Here is a 15,675-nt window from a genome sequence, read left to right as displayed (position 1 = left end):
TTTTATGAAATTGTATAAATACCTCTTCTATATAACGGTCCTGGTCCTGGTTTCTTCCTGTAAGAAGATCCTTACGCAGGAACCTAAGAACTCTACTTACGCAGAAAAATTCTGGAAAAGCGCCCGCGACTGTGAAACCGCTACAGCCGGTAACTACGCACTGCTCCGTTCTGCACTGGCATTCCGCAATGGTCATTATATGTATGGCGATGCAGTGGCCAAACTCTACTTCACGATAGATTACAACGGAGATGGTTTGGAAGGCATCCAGAACGGTGATTATTCTTTCAAATACAATGTGAATGATTTTGGTAACTGGAGCCGCTTTTTCAAAGTGATCACCATGAGCAATACCATCCTGGAAAAAGTGCCTAAAATATCTGATGAACAATTGCTGGAAGGAGATGTGGCCAACCCGGGCCGCTTCCGGAATGAGATCCTGGGGCAGGCACTGTTCGTAAGGGCATACACTTATTTTGAGATGACGCGCATCTGGGGAGATGTACCATTGGTAACAGAATATTATGATAATCCACTAACAGCGCCACAACTGGCACGCAGTTCCAAAGTGGATGTGATGAAGCAGATAGAAAAGGATGCAAGAGATGCTGCCGCGCTGCTGGATTGGGGATATGCATCCAACCCAAGCGGAGCCGTAGTAACTGCTAACAGGGGCTCTGCATATGCTTTGCTGGCACATTTATACATGTGGAGAGGTACTACACTGAAAGCTGCTTCCGGTGGTACCATTGAAATGAAAGATATCAACAGCGCAGATACTGCCATTGATGTACTGGAACAAAAAGGTGGTTATAGCTTAACAGATACGGCTCAGTACTACAAAACATTTATCGGTAAATCTTCTGAAGGCATCTTTGAACTGAGCATGACGGAGGACTATGATGAAGGGTCGAACACATCTATTGGCATGCAGTTCCTGCGTGGCCGGGAGTATGTAGATTACTTTGGCACTTATGCACGGATGGCCGTGAAGAAAGATTACCTGAATGAACACTTCCCGGATAATGATACCAACGATGTACGTTTCAAAAAGAACTTTGATTACAGGCAGGATGATCGCCCCCTTTGCCGAAAATACAGCAACATCGTGTACCGTAATCCTGGTGCAAAAGTGGATGCCTATACCAGTAATAACATGATCATCTTCCGGTTGGCAGACATGAAGTTGTTGAAAGCAGAAATAGCGATCTATAAGGATGAGCCGCAGAAAGCCATGGACATTATCAATTTCTTCCGTGTAAGGAATGGTACGGATGAAATAGTGGGTATCCCTGATCCTGAGTACCTGATGTATTACTACATCCTGGAAAGAGGGAAAGAACTCTACCTGGAAGGCCACCTGTTCTATGACCTGGTGCGTACTAAAACAGGGAGTTATATGATCGGCTGGCTTACGGACCAACGTCATGCCAGGGAAGGATTCTACTGGCCGGTTGATCCTCGTTTATTCAAAGGGAACAAATCGCTGCTGCAAACCACTTTCTGGTTGGGTAAGATCTAAATCCTTTTTTTCACTTTCAATGACCTGTCAATTATGAAACAAATACGAAACATATGCATCGCTTTATTGCTGGTCGCTTCATTTGCCGCCTGCAAAAAGGATAACTATAAAAACGACCAGGGTGTTCATATCGCTAAAGTGAATATGACCACTTACGAGTACCTGAAATCCAAACCCATCTTTGATTCCCTCGTATACCTGATAGACAGGGCAGGGCTAAAGGACGCGGTAAATGGTAATGTCACTTTCTTTGCCACCACCAATTATGGTGTAGAAGCTTTCCTGGCTGCCCGCACAAGACGCCTCATCGGACAAACAGGAGATGAGAACATCAAATTCAGGATGGATAGCATGCCCGTTGCGCAGCTAAAAGATTCTATCAAGATCTACATGATAAAGGGACAACTGGGCCGCGAACAGATGAACCTGGATGGTGTGTTGTATGATTCAGAAGTAGGCCCATTGCCTAATGTGAAGTTCCTTGTCAAACTGGAAAGGGTGAAAGCCTATGCTAATTATCTCAGCTATGTAGACTATGTGACATACGCAAAGATCATCGGCAGCCGGGATGATCAGTCCGCTAATCCGGACCAGATCCCGCAGGCAGAAAAGGATATTTCTTATATCTGCCAGACTTCCGGCATCATTACCACCACTGGTATTATTCATGTAATGGACGGGCGTCACCGCTTCCTCTTTAACAATGAATAATCCCCTGTACTCACTTTTAACTTGCTTACAATGAAAAGAATAATATTCCTCCTCCTCGCCGTAACAGCCATCCTGTTTGCCTGCGAAAAGGTTATTCCCGGTTTCCTGAGCGACCAGATGCGTTATAAAGACAATGCTGTGTATTGTAAAAGAGGCCTGCCCCTGATACAGTCGGACCGCATCAATACAGATGAATCCACCCCGCCGGTGACTTTCAAACTGCTGAATTTCCGTGAAAAGCTCACGGGGAAACCTGCGCCGCCGGAATTCGATAAAGAATATGAAGTACTGGTATTTAAGGAAGGTGAATCTTTTAACGTGAATACAGATACTACAGTAGCTGCTCTGAATAAAAAGAGGGAAGTACAAAAGGTGAAACCGATGTATTTCAATGAAAACAGCGGCCAGTTCGTATTCAATAAAGCTTCTTCCAATCTGCCGATAGGAGAATACCTGTTTGATATAGAAGCCACCAATGTATGGGGCAAAAGGTTATTCGAAAAGTTTGGACAAGTAACAGTAGCAGATCCTGAACTGGACGATATTTTTACCGTAGAGGACAATGTGTCCAATGCTTTTCATGATGTAACCCAGGTGGCTACGCTCCAGAAAGTACCCAAGATGACATTGACGAGGGTGAATGGAAATGGTGCCAGGCTGATCCTGAAACTGACGGACAAAAATGGCAGGGCCTTTAATCCAAAGGCGGGTGAGATCATCAAACGGGGAGATCGTCCTGTATTTGAGAACTACGCCCGTTTCAACCCGGTTACTTTTACAGATACGGCCATGATCTGTGATTTTGAGATCGCGCCTTTCCCGCTTACTAATTATGATGATGGTGTAACCAACTGGAATCACCTCATGTATTACCGTATACCCAGCCAGTTTGCGACGGTGGATAATTTCCCTGCAGGAGTGGGGTATTCTGTCAACCCCCGTTTTGCATTTGTACTCAAACTGGAGGGCACTTATATTCTGGAGATAAGATTTCTGGATGTTACCAAGAAATAGCGTACATAACTGAATTGCTGCTTTTCCAGGCAGGAAGCATGAGCTAACTGATCAAACACGCAAGGCGCCCGGGATGTTCCCGAGGCGCCTTTTTTGCCGTTAGACGGTTGTTTTCCCGAAAAGCTTAATGGCTTTAAGTTTATTTTTTTGTATTAAACCCCGGCATTCATTCCCCGTCCAATCTTCAAATCATTCTATATGAAAACAGGAATATTATTAGCCGCTATTGTTGCTTTCAGTTTTGTAAGTCAGTCTTCTTTTGCACAAAAGAATTGGGATAAACGTGAGGATGTGCGTGACCGCAGAGAGAATGTAAGGGACAGGCGAGAGGATGTCCGCGACCGCATGGAAGACCGCAGGGACAAACGGGAGGATGTTCGGGATGCCAGACACGATGGTGGTATAAAAGACAGGATGGAAGATGTAAGGGATAAACGCGAAGATGTACGGGACCGCAGAGAAGATGTGCGCGATAGAAGAGAAGATAAACATGACCGTAGGGAGAACCGTTGGGATAGGAAACACTAATGTCGATTCACAATAAATATAACCTTGAAAGAAGCAAAGAGGAATTGCATATCGATGCAATTCCTCTTTAATTGTAAGCGGGTTTTCAATAAAATGTTTTGCGTTATCTCAATGAAACAGCCCCTGCGGGGTGGCTTTTTTAATAAAACTCTTGCTCTCAATGAAGCAGTCCCTATGGGGGTGGTTTTTTTAATAAAACCGCTTACTTGCAATGAAACAGCCCCTGTAGGGTGGCTTTTTTTAATAGAAAAGCCTTACTTCGCAAAGATCTCCGCCAGTTTCTTCTGCAACGCTTCTTCCCGCAGATCTTTCGCAATCACTTTACCTGAAGGGTCCAGCAGGAAATTAGTGGGTACCGCCTTGATCCCGTATTCATCTACAATAGGGCTTTTCCAGCCTTGCAGATCACCTACATGTGCCCAGGTAAGACCATCTTTGGCAATAGCTCCCAGCCATGCATCTTTCCTGGTATCCAATGTAACACCTACTATCGTGAAGCCCTTTTCATGGTACTTGTTAAAAGCAGCCACTACATTCGGATTTTCCTTCCTGCATGGAGCGCACCAGCTGGCCCAGAAATCTACCAGTACATACTGGCCTTTCAGGCTGCTCAGCTTCAAAGGAACACCAGCCGTATCTGCCAGAGAGAAATCCGGCTTAGCCCCGATGCCGGTTTTAGCGGCAATCTTACGTGTTTCAGTGATCTCCTTGCCATAAGCCGAATTTTGTGCAGCCGGTTTAAGCATAGCGAAAGTGCGTTCCACTTTTTCAGGAGCAGGGTAGTTGATGTAGCGGTCAATAATGATAAAGGGAGAAACAGGGGAAGCAGGATATTTTCTGATGAAATTTACAACAGCTGAATCCAGTTCATTGCCCAGGTCTACAAAACCCTGGCGGGCAACTGCACGCGCTACAGTATCTTTTGCTTTCTCAGCAGCATCTATCTGCTTGTACAACGGGCCGGCCTTAGCTGTTATAGACTGCCAGGTCTTAGCCCATTCCTGATATTGTGTCTGCGCTTCCGTACCACTGAACTTCACGTTACTGAAAGTACTGTCTGCGGAGATGGTCATTACTTTATTCTCTGCAAAGAAGCCATAACCCCTGCGCATACTATCTACCCGAAGGAAGTAAAAATAAACACCCGGCGCTTTCCCTTTAAAGGTAAAGCTGCCATTCTTCATCATCACAGAATCTAAGATGTTCTTCTTTCCTTCCTGATGAGAGAGGTACACCTTCCTGTCGGGGATGTCACTTACTTTTCCATTGATGGTAAATCCGGATTGTGCCTGGGCCAGTGTGCTGCATCCTATCACGGTCATTAAACAAGCGATGATCTTTTTCATGCAAAGTATTTTAAAAGGTTATGGTACTTTATATCCAAGGTCTACGATCCTTGCAAAGCCACTGTACACATTCGTGTAAGTAGTGAAATCCCCTACGTTGGACACATCAAAGAAATACACTTTGCTTTCCGTGCCCGTCCAGGTAACTGCTGCCAGCTGAGAGGTTCCCAATGGTTGCCTGCTGAACTTCAGTTTGGTGACCGTTTCACCGGCAGGGAACGTGAATTGCGGAAAAGTAGTATTAGAAGTAGTTTCATATCTATACAACTTGTTGCCTACGCCGTAATAGATATGCGGTGTGAGGGTAGAAGATGCCGCTGCGGTCATATTCACAATATCAGGTGCATTCATTTGCGTTTTAAGCAGTGTGAGATTGGGCGCACCAGTAGTAGATACTGTTTTGAATTTCAGCAGGTACGGTGTGTTGGTTTCATCTTTAAACACCGCATTATATTCACGCACTACATTGGCTGAATCGAGGTACAGCAGGTCCATCCCCACATTATTCATATCAAACACAGTGCTGGCTGTTGAGGGAAAAGCACTCAGTACTGTATTGCCTACACTGTAAAAACGTTTGTTCAGCACATCGTATACCGCAGCAGTATAAGTAGTGCCACCAGCTACAAAAGGAGCCGTTATATAATTCAGATTACCTGCAGGACTAAGCAGGGACGCTCCCCATTTCTTCGATCCCGGGAATCCACCTACCAGGTTGGTATGTACCTTGCCATCATTCACCACTACGCCCAATGAACCAGATAAGGTGGCACTAGTGCTGGTGCTAACCCAGGTATGCCGGGTGGGTTTTATGATCTGCGGTGCTGCATAGAACAGGAAGCCATAGTTGAACTTCTTCTGCATGGTTTGGTAACTCACTTCCATTCCATCTGTTTCCGTGAGCAGGTAGATCTTTTTGGAAGAAGGAGACATGTCGTCCGTGATCTGGAAAGGAGTGATCTCCAGTTTCACCGGTTTACTCATAGGAGCAGCACTATTCAGGGAAGAATATACATTATATTCTACGGTGCCATTAGGCAGGAGCATAGAGAAATCACCTGCACCACCTTTATCCTCCAGGAATATCCAACCCTGCGCATATTTATTGATGATGGTAAGATTGTAAAACAGGAAAGAACTCACCCCTGTGCGTTTATCTGTTACCTTATAGGTAAGGCGGTAGTTCTGACTTAAAACAAACGGTGGCTCCGTGATCTGCACGGCAAGGTTGCGGGTAGTAGCGATCACCGTTTTGGGTAAAGCGTAACTGCTGGCCGGAGAATTATCAAACACCATCCATTCAAATGTGAGGTTCTCTTCATTCTGCGCCGTTGTTTGTGTGATCTCCGGGCTTAGCCGGAGGGTGTCTCCAAAAATGATGGAAATATTTATCACACCGTTCTTGTCTTTTATTTCGAGTTTATTCAGCGCGGCATAGTCGTAATTGCCTTTGTCCTTATAACAACTGCTGAACAATATGGCCAGTATGCTGATGATGGTTAGATTAGCTTTCATGTAGATTCATTTTATCAGTTATGGGAATACAACGCGAACGCCGTTTTCATCCAGCATGGGGCCGTTTGCCTGTTCATAATTATAGAGTGACAGCTTTACGGTCTGGATCAGGAAATTCTGATCTCCCGGAAAAATGGTGCTATTCCAGTCTGTTTTGCCAGTGGTGACGATCATAAAATTGAACTTTGTTTTGGAGTATACCCCAAAGCTCAATGCCAGTCGGCTATCCCATGATGCCGGTTTCAGCAACTGGTCATTAAGACTGATCTTATAATGCAGGCGGTCATAAACATTAAGTCCTGGTTTATCATTATATCCCGGCTTGAAATCTTTGGACTCCTCAATCGTGAAATCAATCGTTACGATGCTGTCTTTTAAACCTGGTTTACGGTAGAGGTATACCGGCACCCTCACTTCGTATGCATTTGCAGGCATCACCAATGGACCGAGGTTGTAATGATACCCGGCTTTTGCTTTTGATGAATCTGCAATAGTCACTTTGATCTCCCTGTCTTTATCCACGGCTGTGCCCATGATACGGAACGTGAGATAAGCAGTGTCTGTTAATAGTCCAACGGGTTTAACACCGAAGGAATAATCCGTACTATCCGGGTTGGTGGCGAACTTGGAAAAGTAGATCCTGGGATCTTCTTTGTACATCACCCTGTTATCTTTGCCACAGGCGGCCAATATAGCCGTGAGCAGCAGGAAATAATATATATATGATCTCATCTTTCCGGTTTTTTATTTACCAAATTCAATTTCAGCTTGTGGCCGTGGGAAGGTGTATGCAGCTTCCGTCATGATGATGCCTGTGCCATCCGGAATAGTGATGGTGTTCTTACGTTTGAAGTAGAACCACAATTGTCCTTCTCCATAGAACTCTTTCCGGTATTCTTTCAGGATCTCCGCTTCCAGCTTATCCGAAGCTGTTAAAGCAGGTAAACCGCGTGCCACCCTTACTGTGTTCAGATAGGTCAATCCTTCATCCGGCGTAGGGGCAGCCTCTGCCGCGATGTAATACATCTCCGGCAAACGAAGCACCGGTATCAGCCTTTGCTTTACATTATTGGGGTTGTCTGCATGGTATTTCTTTGAGTAAACATAGGCTACACCCACTATCGTGGCAGGTGTCCATAAAGATTTTGAAGCGTCCGGCAGACGGATATCTGTTCCATAAAAGGGCAGATCCTTTTCGTACATCGCATTCACTTTTGAGAGTGCGGTATACAGGTCCCGGGAATCATTATTATTATTGTTAGGCGTTTGTTTGAAGAGCTCTTCCACCACTCTTCTCAGGTCAGAAACATAAATAGAGAAGATATGTTCTGATGAAAAGGTCATGTCTGATGCTGTGGTGGATGCATCATTATTGATCTCTGCTGCTGTGATAAAGCGGAATTTTTTACTGTCTATCACTTCCTTCGCATACTTCAAAGCATTCACTTTATCTCCTTTATAGAGATATAACCTGGCCAGTGTTGCCTTCACCGCCCAGTAGTTCAGGTGGTTCTGGCGGTACATCAGAAAGAGGTCTGCGGATGTGGATCCCTGGTTACCGGCAATCTGATCAATGTCTTTATTAACAGACAGCAATGTTTCTGCTTCCAGTAATTCCTTTTCGCACTTATCCGTAACAGCGGCTACGGTTAATCTATCCTGCGGTACTACCGTAAATAATTCCATGTAAGGGATGGCCGGTTTTTGTGCATTGGCTGTATTGTAAGCCGGTGCATAAAGGCGCAGCAGATCAAAGTGCATAAAGGCACGCATCCCCAGTGTTTCTCCTTTGATAATGCCATATGTGGTTTCATCCAGGATGTCTCTATGGCTATCAACATTCTTCAGGATGTAATTAGCCTGTGCAATAGCGTTGTAAGCAGCTCCCCATATTTCACTGATCTTACGTTCCACATTCAGGGTGCCGGAAGCAGTGGACGTATAGTTATATCTCGCCAGCCCGCCATACCAGTTGCCGATGCCTGATTTATTCTCATACCGGCCAGCCAGTACATCCAGTACGCCAAAGCTCAGGCTGTTGCCATACATGGAATCTGTGGCAGCACGTTGATAAATACCGAACAGGGCATCTATAAAACCCTGGCGGCTGGAGAATTGTTCTGATTCCTTGATCTGGGTCCTGGGTGTTATATCCAGCCATTTTTTACAGGCCGTAAGTGAAATGGCAACCCCCAGTAAACAGATCAGGCCGTATTTTCTACTGAATTTCATGATCATATTTTTAAACACTAGAAAGTGGTTTGTAATTGTATGCTGAAACTGCGACTGAATGGAAATGCCAGACCGCGTTCCCTTTTAATACTGGAAAAACGGAACAGATCACCGGTAAAGAAAGTGATGCGGGTATTCTGCAAACGCAATCTTTTGTTCAGCTGATCGGAGAACCGGTAATAAGCAGATAAGCTTTCGCAGATCAGTTCATTATTATCCTGCACAAAACGGGAAGAGGCTTTGGTTTCATCATTCGGGAAACCACCTGCATTGGTAAATCCTTTAAAGAAGGTTTGGTCGCCGGGTTTCATCCAGCGTTCTTCATATACTCTTCTATCCACATTGTAATAGGTATACGCAACATTTTCCACACGGTCTATCAGGGTTTGGTTATAAGCCTGTCCGCCATAGCGGAAGCGGAAGAACATGTTCATACCAATGCCGTTGATCTCGAGGTTAGTACCAAAAGTTCCTTCCACTTTGGCCCTTGTATCTCCTATGATCACCTGGTCCAGCGGATCATATGTATTAGTGAGTGTACCATTCTTTTTCCGGTAGATCTCCAGGCCGGTTGATGGATCAATTCCCAGTGATTCAACCACCCATATAGAAGAGATGGATTGCCCTGCAGCATAGCGGGTGATGGGAAGGGTAGATTTGGTAGTGTCCGCCCGTTTATTCAACTGGGCAATCGTATTGGATATCTTTTCAATCGTGTTCTTCACAGAGAACGCATTCACAAATACGGACCAGTTATTCCTGTTCTTTGGATTATTAATAATATTGAAGCGGGCATTCACTTCCCAGCCTTTACTCAGCACATCTCCCATATTTTCAGAATAGGCGCTGAACCCGGAAGAAGGAGCGGTTGAAATACTGGCAACACTTCCTTTTGTTCTTTCAATAAAATAGTTGGCAGTTACATCCAAACGATCAAAAAGTGTGAGGTCTGCACCTATGTTATTCTTGTAGGTCTGTTGCCAGGCGAGTGCTGTATTGCCATAACCCATTAACCGGGTACCCAGTATGCCACGGTATTCAACATCTACGTAATAAGCACTGGTAGTAATGCCCAGGAAACTGGGGAAGTTTTGAGAACCGGTATAACCCAAAGAATAACGCAGTTTAAAACGGTTAATAAAGGGAAGGTCTTTCAGGAATGTTTCATGATGCAGGTTCCAGCCAATACCGGTGGACCAGAAAGGTGCAAAACGTTTTTCAGATCCAAATTGAGATGATCCATCGAGGCGATAGGAGAGGTCTAAGAGGTAACGACTGTCATATGAATAACTCACGTTGGCGAGATAACCCGCCAGCCGGGATTTACTTTCTGATCCGAAAGGTTTGCCCCCGGGTGGATAACGGCTGCCGAGAATGATCTGGTCCAGTCTTGGATTAGGAAAGCCCTGTGCTTCGTAAAATTCAATACCATTGCCTGTTTCCTGTACATTCAGGCCCAGTGTGGCAAATATAAGATGACGGTCGATCTTCTTATTGAAATCGGCCGTTAGCATTCCTTCGAGGGAATTCTGCTTGCCGTAGTTCTTTACGTAAGACCCTTTTTCAAAGGTTGGTTTTGCGGTAAAGGAAGTATGCTGGGCAGGTTTGAAGTCATTTAATTCATCGATCTGTTTTGTGACCGCAAGCCGCCCGGAAAAACGTAACCAGGGAAAAGCCTGCCACAGTGCAGAGAAGTTATTAATGATTGTTTGGTTCTTAGAGAAGCTGGCCGTATTCAGACTGGCATTATATAAAGGATTTACGGGCCTGCCTACACCACCATCCAGGTTATCGTACCTGTCAAAGTTACTTAACCTTGTGCCATCTATGGCGCGCACATCTTCCAGATAGATGAGCGGATTACCATTTGCATCATAAGGAGCCCAGTATGGATTTAAACGGGAATACTGGCTGTAGGAACCATACGGAGAGTTGTCTCCCTGTGTAAAACCGATCGTTAGATCATTCCGGAACTGGAAGTTTTTGTAACGGTAACTGAGATAGGTATTTCCCATGATATTAGTACGGCTGGAGCCTTTCATCGTACCCTGCCAATTGTCGTAGGTAACGCCAATGCCGTATAAGGCATCATTTGCGCCGCCTTCCATATAAATGTTATGCTTTTGACTTACGCCGGTACGCAGTGGTTTTGATAACCAGTCTGTGTTCACACCACGCTCCACACTTGCTTTTCTTTGATTGTAGTAGTATTTTAATTGTTCATCTATATAGTTGAAAGTGTTATTGTAAACGCCTGTTTTAACTTCAAGGTCCAGCTTCTCTCTCGCGTTCAGCAGGTCATAACCGGAAAGGTCCGGAGTTTCTGCTCTTACATTAGCATTGTAGGTAACCCTTAATTGCCCGCTGGTAGGGCGGATGGTTTCAATTACAATAACGCCGTTCGCGGCACGGGAACCATATATTGCTGTAGCAGCAGCATCTTTGAGGATATCTACTTTTGCAATGCGGTTAATGTCCAGGTCATTGATCCTTTGAAGGCTGGTTTCAAAACCATCCAGGATAAATAAGGGCACATTAGGCGCGTTGGAATAATTGAAAACATTGGAAGTACTGCTCTGGCTGGGATCTACAAGGCTATTCCCACCTCTCAATACAACTTCCGGCAATTTGTTCCTGTCAGATCCGAAGTTGATATTCTCCGGCATCTGGAACGAAGGGTCCAGGGATTTGAGTGCCGTGAGTACATTTGAATTGGTTACTTTATTAAGGTCTTCATTGGTAAAGGATGATGCAGCACCGGTGAAGTTTTGCTTCGGCCTGCTGAAGATCCCTGTGATCACTACATCTTTAATAGACTGTTGTGATGTTTGCAACTGGTACAGAAACCGGCCATCTTTATCCGGTTTCTGTAATTGCGTTTCATAACCCATAAAGCTGATCTGTAACTGATCACCTTTATTGATCTTCAATACAAAGTCCCCGTTAAGATCAGTAATGGCACCGATGCTGGTTCCTTTAACAGCAACGGTGGCGCCTATCACCGGTTCTTTTGTTTTAGCATCCAGCACTCTTCCTTTTACCTCAATAGGTGTAACCTCTTGCACCAGTTTCTCCTCTTTAGCTACAGGAGCCGTTTTGAGGATAATGGTATTGTTGGAAATGGTGTAAGTAAGCGGCTGGCCTTTCAATGCAAGTGCCATCACCTCTTCCAACGATGCACCGGAAACCTGTATGGTTACGGGTTTGGTAGCCTGCATGGAAGCATTGTTGTAGAGGAAAGCAAATCCTGTTTGCTTTCTTACCTCTCTGAACAGGTTGGTCAGCGGCATGTTCTTTACAGACAATGTAACCTTCTGTGCATACACATGGGCAGCAGCCTGCAGAAAAATAAGGAGCATGCAAAATGCCAGCATTCCTGGACGTAACCAGGCAATACGAGGCCCTGTCACCCCGGGAGGTGACTTTAGATAGTCGGTTAGTTTCATACTAGACGATACTTTTTATAAAGTAATTAATAGCAACAAAAGCGCGCTCAGCCTGCGCGGAATGGCCACCCTGGCCTGATTAAATGGTTGATCAATAATAATATAACTCCAGCCTGTGTTTAAGGCATAGCGATAATTTGTTTCCTTTCTATCTGGAAATGTACGGCATCGGTAAGCTCCAGCATTTTAAGGACTTCCGATAATTTCTCCTGTCTAGATATTTGGCCTGTAAATTCCTTGTTCTTTATTTTATCTGTTGAATAACTTATTTCCACATCGTACCAACGGCTCAGCCTGCGCATGATATTATCCAGCTCATCATTGTTGAAAACGAACATGCCTTCTTTCCATGCTATGGCATCTTCCATAAAAGGATCTGTGATCACATTGAACCGCCCGTCTTTATATACATGCATTTGCTGGCCGGGGCGCAGCAGGTTGTCTTTTATTTTTACCGCTCCTTCAAACAGAGATGTTTTGATGGACTTCTCATCGGCATAAGCCATTACATTGAAGTGGGTGCCAAGTACTTCCACATTTACATCTGCCACATTAACGATAAAGGGCTTTTGAGCGTTTTTGGCTACCTCAAAATATGCCTCTCCTGTTAGTTTCACGTTCCGCTCTTTCCCGGTAAATTCTGCGGGGAAGTAGAGAGATGATGCGGCATTCAGCCACACTTTGGTACCATCAGGCAACACGATCTGGTATTGACCTCCTCGTGGTGTGGAGACTGTATTATAATGCAGCTCCTCACTTGCCGGCACATCATTGCTTTGATAAGCCAGTTGTCCGCCTGCTACTTTTAAGATCGTTGTATTACCCTGTTTACCCAGCGCACCATTCCTGGAACTGTCCAGTTCAATGGTAGTGCCATCATACAGGGTGAGTATGGCTTTATTTGTGCCGGGTGCAGCATCCTCTTTGTAAGGATGCGTTTTGGCAACTTGCACCTGTTTACGTTGCTGTACGATATAAGCACCTGCAGTGATCAATAATAAGATGGCAGCAGCGGCAGCCAGGCGTACCCGCCATGGGTTGCGTTTTGCTATTTTACCTGTTATGGCTTGTTGCATGCGGAGGCGGAGGGCTTCTCCATCCACAGGCAATTCTTCGTGAGGGTCAATGCTGTCGTACCAGTCGTGCAGCATTTTCTGTTCTACGTCGGTAGCCGTCCCTTCCAGGAACTTCTGTGCCAGTTTATTGATTTGTTCTTGTTCCATGGTTGATAGCGGAAGGGTATTTCTTATATAGAGTGTTTTCGAAAACACTTACCCTTAGTGTGGAGGAAATATTTTTTTAGAGGAACCAGGAAAAGAAGTGAAATGCTTTTCCCAGGTTGAGGCGAATGATCTTTAAAGCTTTGGTGAGATGGGCTTCTGCGGTTTTTTGGGATATATTCAATTCACGGGCCACATCGTCCAGGGGTTGATCGTAGAGTTTGTTGGCACGGAATACCAGGCGGCACTTTTCAGGGAGTTCACTACTTAATTTATCCACGATCTCCAGCAGGAGCTTGTGATCTACATCTTTTGCCGCGGTTACAGCAGGACTGAGACCACCAGCAGAAAGCTGGTGCTGCTGCCTTTGCTGTTCCCGGGCCATCCAGCGATAGACGGCATAACGGATCATGGCAGACAGGTATTTGGAAAGACTTTCTATGTGGAGGTCATGACGTTTTTGCCAGATGGTGATAAATGCATCCTGCACAATCTCTTCGGCGGCAGCGGAATCTTTGAGGTGGTGAAAAGCAGTGGCATACAACCGGTCCCAGTATCGGTTATAGATCTCATTGAACGCTATCCTGTTGTCTGTTTTGATCAGGTCCAGTAAAGCGTCGTCCTCAAAAGTGGCCAGTGTATGCAATTTTGATATTTTCTACCTAAATGGTTGATTATTTGCACAAAATACACAATTGTGCCTAATTATTTTATTGTTTTAAGAAACGAAGTTCCTGATTGCCTTGCTTTACCAGTAGGTTTCCCTGCTCAAAACGGGCCTCTGCCGGAACCTCTGTAAGCACGAAATCTTTGCCGGAAGTAAAGTACATCCGCATCGTATTTCCCTGATCCTGCCTGATGAAAAGATGGTTTCCCTGTTGTGTTACCGTCAGTGTAATGTCCTGGAATTTGTAGATGCCTGCATATTGTTTCAGTGTATCAACCGGTACATCTGCCAGTGTTTTGACCGTAGATTTATTAAATTCATTCCATCCGTATGTTTTGCCAATACTTCTCACTACTTCACTGATCACATCATAATTATCAGAGTTCACCATCACCACCAGACCATTGCCTCCTTCCAGACTGCCATAGTAAACACACCTGAAACCCTCGTTCCCGCCATTGTGATTAAACCATTTATTTTCAAAGATGAAAACACCAAGGCCGGCGCTTTTATCAATATAAGGGGTCAATCTTTTCTTCGTCATAGCCTGGGATAATACTTTGGATGATTTTCCTTCGGAGGCTAGTTGTGTTTCAATGATGTATTTGCTGAGATCAACGGGGTTGGTCCATAAGCCGGCAGCGCCCATTTCAGGGTAAACATGGTATTTACCTTCTACCGGTTTGCCATCCTGGTGATAGGCAGTGGCCAGCAGGTCCTTTTTGGAAGCCGGTGCCGGTTGTGTATAAAAACTGCCGGTCATGCCCATGGGGTTTAGTACTTCCTGCTGCTGGTATTGATCATAAGGTCTGCCTGTTTGTTCTGTAACGATCAGTTGAGAGATGGTAGTGCCACCGCCTGAATATTGAAAGCGCAGGCCCGATGCAAAGGCTGGTTTTACTTCCGGCGAGTTAGCCGGTTTTTTCCCCTGCAGGATCTGTACTACAGAAGGGAGGGTATCTTTCGTTTCATATCCTCTAAACCCATGTACTGTAAGGCCTGCAGTATGGCTCAGGAGATTGGCGATAGTGATCTTGCCGGAATCCGCAGAAGGATGCCAGCTTTTGAGATAGGTATTGATATCAGCATCAAGGCTGAGCTTATTTTGTTCTACGAGTTTTAAAACACCTACAGCATTGAGGGATTTACTGATAGAGGCAGCCTGAAAAAGTGTTTGCGTAGTAACGGGCCTTTTTTCTTCCACATCTGCAAAACCGTAACCACGGGCCCATTCCAGCTGATAATTCCTGATCACTGCAATGCTGATCCCCGGCACTTTATAATGCAACAAACGTTCCTGGAGGTTTAAACTAACAGGCGCATTATCAAAGGTTACCCAGCTGCCCAGGTTGTTTTCCACCTGCCGGATCTTTTCTTCTATATCAGCTGAATATTTTTGCTGGGAAAAGCAACTAATGGTTAAGAACAATAGTAAAAGGGTTACAGTATAGCGCATTGGAGCAAGGTTTAGGTT

The 15,675-nt window shown here is 45.0% G+C and carries 12 protein-coding genes; 4 read left to right on the top strand and 8 right to left on the bottom strand.

Going from position 1 to position 15,675, the window contains the following annotated elements:
• Positions 1-4: 4 nt before the first annotated feature.
• The 4 genes from GFS24_RS19915 to GFS24_RS19900 all read left to right on the top strand — a co-directional run bounded on the left by GFS24_RS19915 (position 5) and on the right by GFS24_RS19900 (position 3,775).
• Positions 5-1,522, top strand: coding sequence for a RagB/SusD family nutrient uptake outer membrane protein (locus GFS24_RS19915; RefSeq protein WP_153662458.1), 1,518 nt, complete (start codon positions 5-7; stop codon positions 1,520-1,522).
• Between the two features lie 33 nt (positions 1,523-1,555).
• Positions 1,556-2,233, top strand: a complete 678-nt coding sequence (locus tag GFS24_RS19910; RefSeq protein ID WP_153662456.1) for a hypothetical protein — start codon at positions 1,556-1,558, stop codon at positions 2,231-2,233.
• A 30-nt stretch (positions 2,234-2,263) separates the two neighbouring features.
• Entirely contained in the window at positions 2,264-3,247 is a 984-nt protein-coding gene (locus tag GFS24_RS19905) for a DUF5007 domain-containing protein (protein ID WP_153662454.1), read from the top strand.
• Positions 3,248-3,445: 198 nt separating this feature from the next.
• Positions 3,446-3,775, top strand: a complete 330-nt coding sequence (locus tag GFS24_RS19900; protein ID WP_153662452.1) for a hypothetical protein — start codon at positions 3,446-3,448, stop codon at positions 3,773-3,775.
• Positions 3,776-4,029: 254 nt separating this feature from the next.
• Here the strand turns inward: GFS24_RS19900 and GFS24_RS19895 are convergent, their stop codons facing one another.
• The 8 genes from GFS24_RS19895 to GFS24_RS19860 all read right to left on the bottom strand — a co-directional run bounded on the left by GFS24_RS19895 (position 4,030) and on the right by GFS24_RS19860 (position 15,657).
• A complete protein-coding gene (locus GFS24_RS19895) occupies positions 4,030-5,121 on the bottom strand; it encodes a TlpA disulfide reductase family protein (RefSeq protein ID WP_153662450.1) in 1,092 nt (363 codons plus the stop codon).
• A gap of 18 nt (positions 5,122-5,139) precedes the next feature.
• Positions 5,140-6,636: a PKD-like family lipoprotein gene (locus tag GFS24_RS19890; RefSeq protein WP_153662448.1), complete on the bottom strand. Its 1,497-nt coding sequence runs from the start codon at positions 6,634-6,636 to the stop codon at positions 5,140-5,142.
• A gap of 18 nt (positions 6,637-6,654) precedes the next feature.
• On the bottom strand, positions 6,655-7,368 hold the full coding sequence (locus GFS24_RS19885) for a DUF4843 domain-containing protein (protein WP_153662446.1): 714 nt from the start codon (positions 7,366-7,368) through the stop codon (positions 6,655-6,657).
• A gap of 12 nt (positions 7,369-7,380) precedes the next feature.
• Entirely contained in the window at positions 7,381-8,868 is a 1,488-nt protein-coding gene (locus tag GFS24_RS19880) for a RagB/SusD family nutrient uptake outer membrane protein (RefSeq protein WP_173003131.1), read from the bottom strand.
• Positions 8,869-8,885: 17 nt separating this feature from the next.
• Positions 8,886-12,314 carry a SusC/RagA family TonB-linked outer membrane protein gene (locus GFS24_RS19875; protein WP_153662442.1) on the bottom strand — a complete coding sequence of 1,143 codons (3,429 nt, stop codon included), beginning with the start codon at positions 12,312-12,314 and terminating at the stop codon, positions 8,886-8,888.
• Positions 12,315-12,433: 119 nt separating this feature from the next.
• Positions 12,434-13,537, bottom strand: a complete 1,104-nt coding sequence (locus GFS24_RS19870; protein WP_153662440.1) for a FecR family protein — start codon at positions 13,535-13,537, stop codon at positions 12,434-12,436.
• A 76-nt stretch (positions 13,538-13,613) separates the two neighbouring features.
• Entirely contained in the window at positions 13,614-14,180 is a 567-nt protein-coding gene (locus tag GFS24_RS19865) for an RNA polymerase sigma factor (protein WP_153662438.1), read from the bottom strand.
• Between the two features lie 64 nt (positions 14,181-14,244).
• Positions 14,245-15,657 (bottom strand): serine hydrolase, encoded by a 1,413-nt coding sequence (locus GFS24_RS19860; RefSeq protein WP_153662436.1) that lies wholly within the window; start codon positions 15,655-15,657, stop codon positions 14,245-14,247.
• Positions 15,658-15,675: the final 18 nt, after the last annotated feature.

It is taken from the genome of Chitinophaga sp. SYP-B3965 (assembly GCF_009647655.1).
Taxonomy (GTDB): Bacteria; Bacteroidota; Bacteroidia; order Chitinophagales; family Chitinophagaceae; genus Chitinophaga.
The sequence above is the reverse complement of the archived record's forward strand: the minus strand, read 5'-3'. Positions and strand labels throughout refer to the sequence as shown.